At 43.1% G+C, this 13,469-nt stretch carries 14 protein-coding genes; 11 read left to right on the forward strand and 3 right to left on the reverse strand.

The genetic code is table 11. The features are described from left to right. Positions 1 to 16: 16 nt before the first annotated feature. The 11 genes from K339_RS0117485 (at position 17) to K339_RS0117535 (ending at position 9,458) form a co-directional block, all read left to right on the forward strand. Positions 17 to 640 carry a T9SS type A sorting domain-containing protein gene (locus K339_RS0117485; protein ID WP_028524746.1) on the forward strand — a complete coding sequence of 208 codons (624 nt, stop codon included), beginning with the start codon at positions 17 to 19 and terminating at the stop codon, positions 638 to 640. Between the two features lie 85 nt (positions 641 to 725). Continuing rightward, positions 726 to 1,646 (forward strand): outer membrane protein assembly factor BamD, encoded by a 921-nt coding sequence (locus tag K339_RS0117490; protein ID WP_037300866.1) that lies wholly within the window; start codon positions 726 to 728, stop codon positions 1,644 to 1,646. 23 nt (positions 1,647 to 1,669) lie between these two features. After that, the gene (locus tag K339_RS0117495; protein ID WP_028524748.1) at positions 1,670 to 1,984 is read left to right on the forward strand and encodes a DNA-directed RNA polymerase subunit omega; all 315 of its coding nucleotides are present in this window, start codon (positions 1,670 to 1,672) and stop codon (positions 1,982 to 1,984) included. 82 nt (positions 1,985 to 2,066) lie between these two features. Beyond that, positions 2,067 to 3,275 (forward strand): bifunctional phosphopantothenoylcysteine decarboxylase/phosphopantothenate--cysteine ligase CoaBC, encoded by a 1,209-nt coding sequence (gene coaBC / locus K339_RS0117500; RefSeq protein WP_028524749.1) that lies wholly within the window; start codon positions 2,067 to 2,069, stop codon positions 3,273 to 3,275. A gap of 52 nt (positions 3,276 to 3,327) precedes the next feature. Next, positions 3,328 to 4,260, forward strand: coding sequence for a type IX secretion system protein PorD (porD, locus tag K339_RS0117505; RefSeq protein ID WP_064750989.1), 933 nt, complete (start codon positions 3,328 to 3,330; stop codon positions 4,258 to 4,260). Further along, positions 4,260 to 4,487: a hypothetical protein gene (locus tag K339_RS0117510; RefSeq protein ID WP_028524751.1), complete on the forward strand. Its 228-nt coding sequence runs from the start codon at positions 4,260 to 4,262 to the stop codon at positions 4,485 to 4,487. Before porD ends, K339_RS0117510 begins: the two co-directional genes overlap by 1 nt. 77 nt (positions 4,488 to 4,564) lie before the next feature. Beyond that, the gene (gene recN, locus K339_RS0117515) at positions 4,565 to 6,241 is read left to right on the forward strand and encodes a DNA repair protein RecN (protein ID WP_028524752.1); all 1,677 of its coding nucleotides are present in this window, start codon (positions 4,565 to 4,567) and stop codon (positions 6,239 to 6,241) included. Between the two features lie 4 nt (positions 6,242 to 6,245). Further along, positions 6,246 to 7,958 carry an ATP-dependent nuclease gene (locus K339_RS0117520; protein WP_028524753.1) on the forward strand — a complete coding sequence of 571 codons (1,713 nt, stop codon included), beginning with the start codon at positions 6,246 to 6,248 and terminating at the stop codon, positions 7,956 to 7,958. Between the two features lie 6 nt (positions 7,959 to 7,964). Beyond that, a complete protein-coding gene (locus tag K339_RS0117525) occupies positions 7,965 to 8,396 on the forward strand; it encodes a hypothetical protein (RefSeq protein WP_028524754.1) in 432 nt (143 codons plus the stop codon). Then, a complete protein-coding gene (locus tag K339_RS0117530; RefSeq protein ID WP_037300868.1) occupies positions 8,393 to 9,037 on the forward strand; it encodes an SCO family protein in 645 nt (214 codons plus the stop codon). The genes K339_RS0117525 and K339_RS0117530 overlap by 4 nt, the downstream gene beginning before the upstream one ends. 7 nt (positions 9,038 to 9,044) lie before the next feature. Next, positions 9,045 to 9,458 (forward strand): c-type cytochrome, encoded by a 414-nt coding sequence (locus K339_RS0117535; RefSeq protein WP_028524756.1) that lies wholly within the window; start codon positions 9,045 to 9,047, stop codon positions 9,456 to 9,458. A gap of 33 nt (positions 9,459 to 9,491) precedes the next feature. On the opposite strand, the gene K339_RS0117540 is transcribed toward K339_RS0117535, so the two are convergent. The 3 genes from K339_RS0117540 to K339_RS0117550 all read right to left on the reverse strand — a co-directional run bounded on the left by K339_RS0117540 (position 9,492) and on the right by K339_RS0117550 (position 13,394). Beyond that, the gene (locus K339_RS0117540; RefSeq protein ID WP_028524757.1) at positions 9,492 to 10,262 is read right to left on the reverse strand and encodes a MerR family transcriptional regulator; all 771 of its coding nucleotides are present in this window, start codon (positions 10,260 to 10,262) and stop codon (positions 9,492 to 9,494) included. Positions 10,263 to 10,330: 68 nt separating this feature from the next. After that, a complete protein-coding gene (locus K339_RS0117545) occupies positions 10,331 to 11,650 on the reverse strand; it encodes a Gfo/Idh/MocA family protein (protein WP_028524758.1) in 1,320 nt (439 codons plus the stop codon). 37 nt (positions 11,651 to 11,687) lie between these two features. Further along, positions 11,688 to 13,394: a hypothetical protein gene (locus K339_RS0117550; RefSeq protein WP_028524759.1), complete on the reverse strand. Its 1,707-nt coding sequence runs from the start codon at positions 13,392 to 13,394 to the stop codon at positions 11,688 to 11,690. Positions 13,395 to 13,469 lie beyond the last annotated feature (75 nt).

Here is a 13,469-nt window from a genome sequence, read left to right on the forward strand (position 1 = left end):
TCGTCCAAGATCAGCTATGAAGAAAACTATACTTACATATACATTGCTCACTTGCTTCAGTTTACTGACGCTTAGTAATGTATTCGCCCAAACCGATGCCAATCGAAACAAAAGCCGATTGAATATTGGTAAAAAGCCCGCAGAAAGTACTGCGGCAACTTTAACGAAGATTCCAAGTTCGCTCGATAGAAGTATCAAGTTACGCCCAAGTGCGGCCATAAACGCGTATTATCGTTCGGTAATGCTTAATACACCCGCAGCAGCTGGCAGCGCAACTGTTAATAAAAACCGTACAACCAAGGAGTCTGCAAGCTTTATCGCAACCGATTCGCGTCCTTCACTTGATGAAACGAAGTCAGAAGATTTGCTTTTTTTGAGTGATAAAATTCGTGTTTTGAATGCGTATCCTAATCCTGCCAACGATTATACTGAAATTGATTATCAAATTTCGGGCTTGACAGGTACCGCTAAAATTACGCTTTTCAACGTAATCGGTAACAGCGTAGCAGAATACGAGTTAGACAAAAACGACCGTCAGCTTCGTATCTCAACGCGTGAAATGCCAACGGGCGTTTATTTCTACCGCTTACTTCTCGAAGGAAAAGCAACTGCAACAAAAAAATTATTGATTCGCCATTAGTATCGAATTCTATACAAAAGCATACTTTTATAGCTTTATATTTCGTTGGGAGATATAAAGCTATTTTTGTATTTTTGTGCCTGCTATGCGTAAGACCCTATTCGGATATACACTGCTCTTCTTAACTACCCTCGTTTTGGGTTCGTGCAGTAAGTTTTCAAAACTTCAAAAAGAAGGAACCCTCGAACAAAAATACGAGGCCGCTCTCCAATATTATAAAAAGGCGGATTATTATCATGCTGGTCTTCTTTTTGAAGAGATCACTCCCCTGCTTAATGGGAAAGATGCCAGACAAGCTGAACTTGCTCAGTTTTACAATGCGTATTGTAATTTTAAGCAAGCCAATTATAATATGTCTCAGTTTTTGTTCAAAAACTTTTATGAGACATTCCAACGAAGCGAATACGCCCAAGAGTCATTGTACATGCACGCTTACTCGCTTTACAAAGACTCTCCTAACTTCAACTTAGACCAGACGAGTACTTTGACGGCAATTGCGGCCCTTCAGGATTTTATCAATACTTACCCTGAAAGTGCTTTTCGTGAAGAATGTACGGGGCTTATCTTAGAGCTTCGGGATAAGTTGGAGAAAAAAGCCTACGAAAAAGCAAAGCTTTACTACCAAACAAGTGAAGCCAATATCGCTAACTTCCGTTCGGCAGTTGTGACAATCAACAATTACCAAAAAGAATTTCCAGATTCTAAATACAACGAAGAACTTTCTTACCTACGGGTTGATGCGCAGTACAAACTTGCCAAATTGAGTTTTGCTGAAAAACAAAAGGAACGCTACCAAGATGTAAACAAATACTACCTTGCTTTCCTTGATAAGTATCCCAAAAGTAAGTTTGTACGTCAGGCAGAACGCTTCTACGAAAGTACCCAAAAGGAATTGGCGGCAGTCTTAGATGCAGAAAAAGCGGCAAAAGAGGCTGCTAAAAATGCAGCCCCATCCAACACTGGAAAGCTTTCAACTCCGTCGTCAACGACACCTCAAAACAAGTAATTCATCTGTAACAATTAATATATATGGCAGCTTCACCTTCTATCATAACACGCGACTCCGATAAACTTGCCGCCAAAACTGGCAACTTGTACGAGTCGGTATCGATTATTTCTCGTCGTGCGCGTCAGATTGCTTCTAAAACAAAAGAAGAACTCAACAACAAATTGGCTGAGTTTGCATCTGGCATCGACAACCTTGAAGAAGTGTTTGAAAACCGTGAGCAAATCGAAATCTCTAAGTTTTATGAGCGTCAGCCAAAACCTACGAGCATCGCCATCGAAGAGTTCATGGAAGATAAGTTGTACTGGCGTGCAAACGACGAAGACGACGCAAAATAACAAACATCTGAAAAATACGTAGTAAAAAGCCGCACCAATCCTTAGATTTGTGCGGCTTTCTTTGTTATTCTCAACAGCCTCTATGTCCATCTTACAAAACAAAAAAATTATCGTTGGGGTTACGGGTAGTATTGCAGCTTACAAAAGCGTGGTGCTTGTTCGGTTGCTGATTAAAGCAGGAGCCGAAGTCCAAGTAATCATGACCAACGCCGCCCAATCATTTATTACCTCTCTTACCTTAGCCACGTTGTCCAAACGACCCGCGCTGAGTGAATTTGTGCAAAATGAGGCAGGCGAATGGAACAACCACGTCGATTTAGGGCTTTGGGCCGACGCCATGATCATTGCTCCAGCCACCGCTCATACCCTTTCAAAATGCGCCACTGGACTATGTGACGATCTCCTTACGGCCGTTTATTTATCAGCACGCTGTCCCGTTTTTTTCGCTCCTGCCATGGATTTGGATATGTATCAGCATGGCTCTACTCAAAAGAACCTTGAAACCCTGCAAGCGTTCGGTAACCATCTTATCCACGCCGAACATGGTGAGTTAGCCAGTGGACTTGTTGGTACTGGCAGGATGGCTGAACCAGAACATATTATCACTGCTCTTGAAAAGCATTTTTCGTTACAGCCCGTTTTAAAGGGAAAAAAAGTACTTATTACCGCTGGCCCTACCCAAGAGCCCATCGATCCCGTACGTTACATAAGCAACCATTCAACGGGGAAAATGGGATATTCCATTGCCCAGGCGTTTGCGTTTGCGGGGGCAGAAGTTACTTTGGTGAGTGGCCCCACCAATCAAACCTTGGCCGATTCGTCTATCAATGTTATTCGGGTTAAATCAGCCCAAGAAATGTACGAAGCAACGGCTGGTCAGTTCCCAACGGCCGATATTATCATTTTGTCTGCTGCGGTTGCAGATTACACACCTGCCCAGCCTGCCGATAGAAAAATCAAGAAAAAGGAAACTCATTTTTCGATTGAACTAACCAAAACTGTTGACATTGCCGCTACACTTGGTCGTCAAAAAGGAGGCCATCAACTCGTTGTCGGTTTTGCCCTAGAAACCGACAACGAGTTTGAAAATGCACTTGGCAAATTAGCGTCCAAAAATCTTGACCTGATTGTACTCAACTCCCTCAACGACAAAGGAGCAGGCTTTGCATACGATACCAATAAAATAACCGTTATTGAATCAAATGCCACGGTGCATCAATTTGAGCTAAAGTCTAAAAATGAAGTGGCCCAAGATATTTTAGCACTTGTGGTATCAAAATTGTTGTCCTAATTTAGTACTCGAAATTTCAGTGATTTAAACATTGATGATAGCCTTTATGAATATGATTAAGAAATATAGCTGGTTACTTTTGGTTGCTTTATGCCCATTTATACCTACACAATCAGCAGAAGCACAAGAACTTAACTGTACTGTAACGCTTAATTTCAATCAACTTGTTTCTCAGCAAAATACCGATAATAGCAACCTCAATCAGCTTCGTTCGGTGATTGCTGATTTTATCAATGCCCGCCGTTGGACCAACGATAACTACAACCCAGAGGAACGCATTAACTGCAAAATCAACATAAACCTTGTTCGATCACCCGCCCAAGGTATATACGAAGGCACCGCCCAAGTGGTAGCAACCCGTCCCGTGTATGGTACTAATTACGAAAGTGTTATTTTAAATTTCATTGATCGTAACTTTAATTTTAGCTACTTACCAAGCAACCCAATGTACTATAATGAAAACACCTACAGTGATGAATTAACCCAGACATTGGCATTTTATGCGTACCTAATTTTAGCCGTTGACTATGATTCTTTTAGTAAACTTGGCGGAAATCCTTACCTACAAAAAGCCCTACAAACCGCAAACCTAGCCGCAGGAGTTAGCCCCGCAGGCGCACCCGCAGGCTGGAATTCTACAGGAGGTGACCGACGGAATCGGTATTGGTTAATAGATAATTTTAATAATCAAATCATGCTTCCTGTCCGCGAATCTATGTACGCTTATCATCGAACAGGATTGGATAAATTTACCGAAAATCCTATTGCCGCTCGTCAACAAGTGATGAACTTGTTGAATGCTGTCCAACAAGCAAGCAAAGGAATGCCAGGCGCAGTCTATATCAACACACTCTTCGATGCCAAAGGCGAAGAGATTTATAAAATCATGGCAGAAGCCAGCAAAGAAGACCGACAGAAAGCATTTGCAATTCTTTCGCAACTCGACCCTGCCAAAACCGAGATGTACCGTAAATTGATGCGCTAATGAGCAAACGATTGGTTAAAATTCCGCTGAATGATCTGCCCGCTCACGCCAACGAGCTCATCGGAAAAACGGTCAATGTTGTTTTAAAAAGCAATCAGACATTTTATGGGCAATGTGAACGCATCGAAAACACCTGCTTTGTGTTACGTGATTTCCGAAAACACGCTCACCAACTGGCTTTTACACAAATCGAATCAGTGATTTATGATAAATCAGCTACTTTTTGAGTAGTTCCAAACCCAAAGGCATTCCTTTTTGTTGAATAGTTGACTAACTTCGCGGCGGTTCAACCGAGATATGCTGTATGCTTGCTCATTTGCTGATTAAAAATTACGCCTTAATTGAACATCTGGAACTGACTCCTGATTCCCAACTCAATATTATTACGGGGGAAACAGGAGCAGGAAAATCAATCATGTTGGGAGCCATTGGTTTGTTGCTCGGTAGCCGTGCTGATACCAAAGTGCTGTACAACCCTTCCCTAAAATGTGTTATTGAAGGTACTTTCGACTTAAATGGGTACTTTATTGAGCATCTGTTTGAAGAAGAAGAGCTTGATTTTTCGACCACTTGCCTCGTTCGACGGGAAATAAGCCCGTCGGGAAAGTCTCGGGCATTTATCAATGATACCCCCGTCAACTTAGAAACGCTCCGCCGAATTACGGGGCAATTGATGGACATTCATTCGCAACACGATACTTTACTGTTGGGCTCGAATGAGTTTCAATTGCAAATCGTTGATACCTACGCCCAAAACGAGTCCATCCTTCGTCAGTATCACACTGATTTTCAGGCATACCGCAAAGCGACGCAAGTCCTCGAACGGCTCAAATCAGAAGCAGCACAGCTTCGTAAAGAGTCTGATTACAATCAATTTTTGTTTGATGAGTTGGACAAAGCCCAGCTTCAAGCGGAAGAACAAGAGCAACTGGAGCAAGAATTAACCATTCTTGAAAATGCAGCCGACGTAAAAGAACGCCTTCAATTGGCTAATGATTACCTCGATAATCCCGAACAATCGGCCCTTTCACTGCTCAAAAACGCAGTTAGTAGCCTAAACTCCATCAGTAAATTTGCGCCTCAATACGAACAGCTTCGCGAACGGACGCAAAGTGCGTACATTGAGCTAAAAGACTTGGCCTCTGAAATTAGTGACGAACAAGATAACGTTGAGATTGACGATGCGCGTGCCGAAGATGTACGTGAGCGCCTAAATCTGTTTTATCATCTTCAGCAAAAACACCAAGTAAAAACCTTGGCGGAACTCATCCTGATTCGGGACGAATTGGAGGTAAAAGTGAGCCGCGTTCTCAACCTTGACGAAGACATTGCAAAAGCCCATACAGCAGTGGAGAAGACCAAAGTAAAGCTCCAAAAAAGTGCCGATAAACTTTCGAATTCGCGTAAAGTGGCCATTGCACCCGTTGAAAAAGAGGTAAAAAAATACCTGCTTGACCTCGGAATGCCAAACGCCACGTTGAACATCCAACAGACCCTCATCGAGCCGACCGAAGATGGCATTGACGATGTTGATTTCTTGTTCAGTGCCAACAAAGGGATTAAACCACAGCAACTCAAAAATGTGGCGTCTGGAGGGGAATTTTCGCGTTTGATGATGGTTATCAAGTATATTTTGGCCACCAAACGCAAACTCCCTACCATTATTTTTGACGAAATTGACACGGGGGTTTCGGGCGAAATTGCCATTAAAATGGGTCAAATGATGAATGATATTGCCCAAAATCACCAAGTGATTGCTATTTCTCATTTGCACCAAATAGCCACTTATGGCAATGCCCATTATTTTGTTTATAAAGATAATTCAGCCGAAAAAACCGTCAGTCGAATCAAAAAATTAACCTTTGAGGAACGCGTTCAAGAAATTGCTCAGATGATTGGGGGACTAAAACCAAGCGAAGCCATCGTTCAAAACGCGCGCGAAATGCTTCAAGCCCAAGTAACTCAACGCCAAAAAGGCTAGATTGATGATCACTCATATTACCATCGACAACTTCAAAAAATTGGGACGAATTTCACTCCCGTTTTCGCAAGCAGTTGTTATCATAGGGCCTAACAACTCTGGAAAATCAACGATTTTTCAGGCGTTATGTCTTTGGGAAATTGGTGTTACTCACTTTATAGCAGCTTACAAAACCAACCAATTAAACAAAAACGGCGCAGTTACCCTCAACCGTCAAGTTTTAACGAATAGCCCTATTGCCAATGTACGTTTTTTATGGAAAGACCAAAAAGTCACCTCCAATGAGAACGGTAAACCCCAAGCCACCACACTGGAGATCAACATAGAAGGTGAAGACGACGGCTATTTCTGGTCTTGCAAAGCGGAGTTCGACTATTACAATGAAGAATCATTTAGCTGTAGAATAGTATCTGGGTTGGAGTACATGGCGCAATGCTACGACAAAAGTAAAGGCATCCATTTTGGCTTTTTACAACCGATGTCGGGCATTAGTACCAGCGAAGATAAACTCACAGCAGGTTCAATTAAGCGAAAATTAGGAGAAGGGAAAACCGCTGAAGTTTTACGAAATATTTGTTTTGATATCCTTCAACCAGAACTACGAAAGTCTTTCTTAGTCGATAATGAAAAGCAATGGGAACAGTTATGCACCATTGTAAAACGATTATTTGGAGCTGAGTTACAAAAACCAGAACTCATCAGGGCAACTGGCCTTATCCAATTAGAATACATCGAAAATAATATCCGATACGATGTGTCGTCAGGAGGACGCGGTTTTCAACAAACTTTACTGTTGTTTGCCTACATGTTTGCCAACCCAAATACTGTTTTACTCTTGGACGAACCAGATGCACACCTTGAAGTAATTAGGCAACGGGAAGTTTTTCAGCAAATAAATAAAGTTGCCCTAGAAAAAAATACTCAGATTATCATTGCATCACATTCCGAGGTTGTTCTCAATGAAGCTTCACAGTCAGCTAAAGTGATTGCACTAATTGAAAATCAGGCAATTGAATTAAATCCAGACAACAAAAAGCATCTATTAAAATCGCTCACTGAAATTGGTTGGGAAAAATACTTTTTAGCCAGAGCAAAACGCCACATCCTATTTTTGGAAGGCAGCACTGACCGAGAAATGTTATTGGCATTTGCCCAAAAATTGCAGCATCCCGTTGAAGCTGCCTTACGATTAGCTAATATTGATTATACCGACGACAACGTTCCTAGTACGGCGATTAAACGGTATGAGGCTTTAAAAGCTATTTTCCCCGCATTAAAAGGAATTGCTTTATTTGACAAAATAGAGAAAAACCTCCAAGATATTAAAGCCCTGCAAGTCATCTGTTGGCAGAAACGAGAGCTGGAAAACTATTTTGCCAAACCAGTTGTATTACAAAGATACGCCCAACGACTGAACGCTAAATATCCGCATCTTACTCCTCAGCAATTGGAGAAAGCGATGACCGATGCAATCGCCGATTTCACCATACCAGCCTATTTGAAAGATGAAACGAATAATTGGTGGAATACAGCCAAACTTAGCAGTGAATGGCTAGACCTAATATTTCCTGAGTTTTATAGACAATTGGGTTTCTCAGAAAATAGGTACAAGAATAATAAAAGGGATTATTTTGAACTGATAAAGCTGCTAGAACCTAACGAAATTGACCCAGAAATTACAGAAAAACTGGATATACTTTCCGAAACAATCAAGTAAAATAAAATGAAAAAAATCACTCTTTCTTTGTCGTTATGTGCATTAGTTTTCGCTTGCGGCCAAGACAAAGCCGCCGTTGAAAACGCTGAAAAAGAAGTATTTGCGGTTCATGACGAAATCATGCCCCAAATGTCGCAACTCATGGAATACAAAAATGGCCTGTCGGTCGAAATTACCAAATTGGATAGCCTCCTGAAAATCAAGTCAAACGATAGCCTTCAAAAACGTAAAGACGAAGCCTTGGCCATCAGCACTACGCTCCAAGAAGCCGATAAAGGGATGATGGATTGGATGCACGATTACCGTGGCGATTCGCTCAAAGCCTTGGACAGCGAAGAAGCCATCAAAGCCATGAGTGCCGAAAAAACAAAAATCAACACTGTCCGCGACAAAATGCGCGAAGGAATGGACAAAGCCAAGACCTTCTTAGGAAAATGAACAAATTAATCATAGTACTAGCACTGTTTTCGCTTTGGAGTTGCAGTGGGTCGTCCGAACGTTTACCAATTTTGGGAGAACGCGACACAGTGAAAAAAATGGTGGATGGGAAAGAAATCGTTGATACGGTTTACCATACCATCCCCGATTTTAAATTTGTCAATCAAGAAGGCGATACCGTTAGCGCTCAAAATTTCAACGACAAAATTTACGTGGCAGATTTCTTTTTTACCACCTGCCCCACCATTTGCCCAGTCATGAAAAAGCAAATGAAGAAAGTCTATGAGAAATTTAAAGGGGAAAACGAAGTAGCCATTTTGTCACACACCATTGATCCTGATCACGATACGCCCGCAGTTTTGAAAGAATATGCCAAGGATTTGGGCGTATCTGGAACGCAGTGGATGTTTGTGACGGGCAATCGTGAAAAAATCTACGAAATCGGCGAAAAGCAATATTTGGTTGTAGCAGGAGCCGATTCAACTGCGCCAGGGGGATATATTCACAGTGGCGCGTTTGTGCTGGTTGACAAACAAAAACGCGTTAGAGGTATGTACAATGGTACCGACGAAGCGGGCACGCAACGCTTAATTGCTGATATTGAGCGCCTTCGTAAAGAGTACAAAGATGAAAAACAATAGAATTGATATGAAATTAAGTCTTCTATTGGCTAGTTTTCTTGTGGTTTTGATACTCGCGTGCCAAGGTGGAAGCGCCATAAAACACGAGCAATATGTAGCCGAAGGGTTTACGTTGTTTCAAACGCATTGTGCCAATTGCCACCAACGCGACGGGAAAGGATTGGAAAACCTCTACCCTGCCCTCTCTACTGACTACCTCAAAGACAAAAATCAGGTAATTTGCTGGACTAAAAATGGGGTTCATCAACCAATGACCGTCAACGGTAAAAGCTATAATCGAGCTATGCCTGCAAACCCTGGTTTAAAAGAGTTAGAAATTGCCGAAATTATGACCTACGTCTATGCTACTTGGGGAAAAGAAACGGAAATTACGACCGTAGAAACTGTCAAAGCTGCTTTAGAAAAATGTCCTCCAAAATAAGAAAAACGGCGGGAACCCCGCCGTTTTTTTGCTTTATACCAGTTGCGTTTCTGCAAAATAGGCCATCGCCTTTTGCATGAATAGCGCAAAAGTAGGATTGGGTTGACCATCTGTTTGAGTGAAACGCTCATCGTTGACGTACAAATCTCCTAATCCTTTATACGCCTCTGCTTGTGGGTCAGTCGAACCTGATGTTCCCCAAAACTTGCGAATTACATCATAGTGTCGGGCGATTTGGCGTTGAACTACCTCACTCGTCGGGTCGTTGCCCGTCATAGAAGCCAGCCCACTGCTAATTTCTAAACTTTCCCTTTTTAGCGCCTCAAAATCTGCTTTGGTCAACGACCGCAACGATTTTTCGGCTATTTCTACGGTTTCAGTGCCATACGCACCGATGGCTTCCTTCCGATAGGCGTCGGCAGTTTCTTGCGACAATCCTTCATACAATTCTTCGTGCTTCAACATAATACCTTCTTTTAGATTAAACATTGTTTTGTCAATCGTCAAAAGCAATGTCTCAATTCGGCTTTGTTTGGCTTCAAGGGCTTTTTTGTGGTTTCCCAATGCAGTAAGTAAATCAAAACCAGGCGCATCAAGAATCCGCCCAATTTCTTGCAATGGAAAATCCAGTTCTTTGTAAAAAAGAATTTGCTGCAAGCGCAACAGCTCATTTTCGCCATACATCCGATACTTGGCCTCTGTACGGATGGCTGGTTTTAAAAGCCCAATTTCATCGTACAGGTGGAGCGTGCGCACGCTCACACCTGCCAATTTTGCCAATTTTTTAACCGAATAACGTATCATAATGCCTTCATTTTGACTGACTGCACAAATGTAGGCTATCACGTAAGGTAAGAGTCAAGTAAAATTTTCTAAATTTTTATTCCCCACTCAGATCGCATCGAACGCCCCAAGAGTTCGTTGGCTTCTTTGTCATTTTTAAACTGTTCTTTTTTAGGATTCCATTGCAAAGGGCGCTTCAGTTCGTAAGCGATGTTGCCCAAGTTGCAAACCGAAGAAGTGCGATGTCCAATTTCAACGTCACAAATCGGCTTGCTACGTTTGCGCATGGCATCCAAGAAATCTTTATAATGATTTTCGCTCTTGTAAACGTGTTTTTCGGTTTCGCCAATCACTTTGTCTTTGAGCGATGCAGGAGTCGTTTCTAGTTTTTTACGCTGAACCTTTATTTCGCCTTCCGTTCCCACAAAATGAATGGCGTTGCTCCAATCCCATTTCTCGTGGGTCATCGTAATTCCGTTTGCGTAGCGGTAGGTCAAAAACGGGTGGTCTTTTCCATCGGGAGCAATGATTTCTACGGGGCCGCTGTTGTCCATATCCAGCGCCCATTGTACAATATCAAACATGTGAGCGCCCCAGTCGGTCACCATCCCTCCACCAAACTCTTTGTAGTTTCGCCAGTTGGGGAAGACATCCCTAGAAATGGGAGGTGCCAATTCCGAATTAAACGCCACGGGGCTGTTTGGCCCTAGCCACTTGTCCCAATCCAAGCCTTCGGGAATGGTTTCAGCCGACAAATCGTAGGCTTTTGGCGGTGGACCTACGTTTACTTTAATGCTTTTGATTTCGCCAATGTAACCATTACGCACCAATTCGGCGGTTTGACGAAACTCTGGCCATGAACGTTGCATACTTCCCGTCTGGAACACTCGGTTGTACTTACGGGCGGCATTCACCATCGCACGCCCTTCCCGTATGGTCAAGGCGAGGGGTTTTTCACAATAAATATCTTTTCCCGCTTCAGCCGCTTTCACCGACATGGCTGCGTGCCAGTGGTCAGGCGTAGCAATCACCACGGCGTCGATGTCTTTACGGGCCAGTAACTCCCGAAAATCGACATAGACAGGAATATCCGAATAAGCGCCCAACTGGGTATTTTTTTCATAATGCGCCTTAATTCGATCAAGGGTTAGCTGGGCTTTTGCTTTATACACTTCACTCAAGGCCACAATTCTTGCTTCATTTGTCCCCAAGAAAGAGGTCGTAAGGCCACGGCCTTGTTTTCCAGTGCCAATAAAACCCAACGAGATGATATCACTTGGTGCAATGTATTTGGTGCCATCAGGGCGAGTTCCTCCCAAAACAAAACGAGGGACAATCGTAAAACCCGCCAAAACGGAAGCTGCTTTGCCAACAAACTCCCTCCTAGAAACGGTTGATTCTTTGTTCATTCGGTGTAAGCGTTTAGTATGATAGAAATTACTTCAATTATCCTAACCTAAGGGTATGCGTAAACGGGGTAAAACCCGTCAAATAAACCGTTGGGGCTTCCATCGGAGGGAGCGCACCGCGCAGAACAACGCCTTTGTGTTCGGCTCGTCCTTTTCCAAAACGAATGACATCGCCGTTCAACGTGTAAGTACCTTGCTCTCCTTCCAACAAATACGCGTTTGCACGTTTAGCATACGGCACTACCCCCGACAACTCCCCTCCAGCCCTAAAAATCAATTCTAACGACACAGGCACTCCCTCCGTTCCTGTCAGTTCTACTTGAACGTCAAGGCCACCTGCTACTTCTTTAATACGTACTGTTGATGTCAGCTTTTGTACCTCGCTTTGGGGTCTATCAGCGCGCGGCATTTTGTCCCAATCTCCGTCGGGCGCAATTTTGTCTGCCGCCAATGGCTGGTAATAAGGCCCGTCCAACGTTTGTGTCATCACCCAAGTATCTCCTTCTTGTTCAATTTTTTCGGTTTGAAATTGGCCTTTCCCAAAAAAAGAAGCCGCTACTCGCATCGCCTGAAGCACCGAATTTCCTTTGTGGAAGGTCAACCAAGCGGCATTTTTTGCCAAAATGGTTGCATCCCAATTCTCCCGACGAATCCGCACTACGCCCGAATATGGAAAGGCTTTGGCATAGCTGGTAGGAAGCGGTTTGCTGGCGGGAAGTTCGTCCCAAAGGCTTGGGTCTTCAAGAAAATAGTCCAAATAACCCGCCAACTGCGCTTTGGTGCTGGTTTGTTCAATCTGACGACACATGGCTGCCATCAGGCCATCTTTGTCATGTAAAGCCATATAACGGTAACAATAATAGTAACGCGACATATTACCAATGGTCCCTTTATCTTGCCGATTTGAGGCCTCAGTCACTACTTCGCCGTTTGGATGAACAAAGTAGGTCGTCATCACTAAATTGCGGCGAACAGGCTCTAACAATTCGGGTTTACGCAGCCCTTTCGCCATGATAATCAACGACCGATTGACAATCGGCGAATACGTATTTGTGCTCTTTTCATTGTACTGGCCGTCGGGATCGATGTCGATGTGTTCGGCCAACCATTGGTCAATCCGTTTTACATAACGAACATCTGGAAAAAGTTCATTGAGTTTGGTCAATGCCGCCGAAACCACCCAGCGGTGATTGGGCGTATGGATACCTCCAACAATCAACGCCTCTCCCGCATTTTTCAAGAATTTTGTAACCAACTCAATGGATTTTTCACGGCCTTTGAGCGACATTTTTTTCAAATAGCGGTAAGTAGGCACCATGTTTTCCAATACGAAAGCCGTATCGGGCGTTGAGTGAAAATTCGTCGAAAGTAAATCAATCGTGCCGTCCGAATGCTGCATTTTCAACATACACTGTGCAGCGGCTTCGATTTCTTTTAAAAGCGCTGGCGATTGATAATGCTTGGATTCTGGACAAGACATCAGCATAGATGCTGTTATGAGAAAACCGCAGGTAGTGTGCGGATTGGGAATGTCGGTATCGTCTTTGTAGCCTCCCGCATACACATGGTTGGCATCAGTGACTTTTAAAGCATGGTAATTCGCAATTGACTCATCGTAAATTTTAATCCATTCAACGAGCCAAGCGGGTTTATCGGCCGTTTGATTGGTAGTTGAACCAAAAGAAACCAAAGGCAAAGCTGCCAAAGCAGTTGCCCCATTTTGAATAAAAATTCGTCTTTTCATTTGAGAAACGGAAGGATGGAATTACATAGAAAAAGCGAGGAAAGTATGATTTTTCCTCGCTTCTCTTCAATATTC

Source organism: Runella limosa DSM 17973, from assembly GCF_000482465.1.
Classification (GTDB): Bacteria; Bacteroidota; Bacteroidia; order Cytophagales; family Spirosomataceae; genus Runella; species Runella limosa.

Excerpts from the sequence above, each read along its gene's own strand:
- K339_RS0117485 (WP_028524746.1), top strand. The coding sequence starts at position 17 with ATGAAGAAAACTATACTTACATATACATTGCTCACTTGCTTCAGTTTA.
- coaBC (WP_028524749.1), top strand. The coding sequence starts at position 2,067 with ATGTCCATCTTACAAAACAAAAAAATTATCGTTGGGGTTACGGGTAGT.
- K339_RS0117545 (WP_028524758.1), bottom strand. The coding sequence starts at position 11,650 with ATGAACAAAGAATCAACCGTTTCTAGGAGGGAGTTTGTTGGCAAAGCA.
- K339_RS0117490 (WP_037300866.1), top strand. The coding sequence starts at position 726 with ATGCGTAAGACCCTATTCGGATATACACTGCTCTTCTTAACTACCCTC.
- K339_RS0117530 (WP_037300868.1), top strand. The coding sequence starts at position 8,393 with ATGAACAAATTAATCATAGTACTAGCACTGTTTTCGCTTTGGAGTTGC.
- K339_RS0117550 (WP_028524759.1), bottom strand. The coding sequence starts at position 13,394 with ATGAAAAGACGAATTTTTATTCAAAATGGGGCAACTGCTTTGGCAGCT.
- porD (WP_064750989.1), top strand. The coding sequence starts at position 3,328 with ATGATTAAGAAATATAGCTGGTTACTTTTGGTTGCTTTATGCCCATTT.
- recN (WP_028524752.1), top strand. The coding sequence starts at position 4,565 with ATGCTTGCTCATTTGCTGATTAAAAATTACGCCTTAATTGAACATCTG.
- K339_RS0117495 (WP_028524748.1), top strand. The coding sequence starts at position 1,670 with ATGGCAGCTTCACCTTCTATCATAACACGCGACTCCGATAAACTTGCC.
- K339_RS0117535 (WP_028524756.1), top strand. The coding sequence starts at position 9,045 with ATGAAATTAAGTCTTCTATTGGCTAGTTTTCTTGTGGTTTTGATACTC.
- K339_RS0117510 (WP_028524751.1), top strand. The coding sequence starts at position 4,260 with ATGAGCAAACGATTGGTTAAAATTCCGCTGAATGATCTGCCCGCTCAC.
- K339_RS0117525 (WP_028524754.1), top strand. The coding sequence starts at position 7,965 with ATGAAAAAAATCACTCTTTCTTTGTCGTTATGTGCATTAGTTTTCGCT.
- K339_RS0117540 (WP_028524757.1), bottom strand. The coding sequence starts at position 10,262 with ATGATACGTTATTCGGTTAAAAAATTGGCAAAATTGGCAGGTGTGAGC.
- K339_RS0117520 (WP_028524753.1), top strand. The coding sequence starts at position 6,246 with ATGATCACTCATATTACCATCGACAACTTCAAAAAATTGGGACGAATT.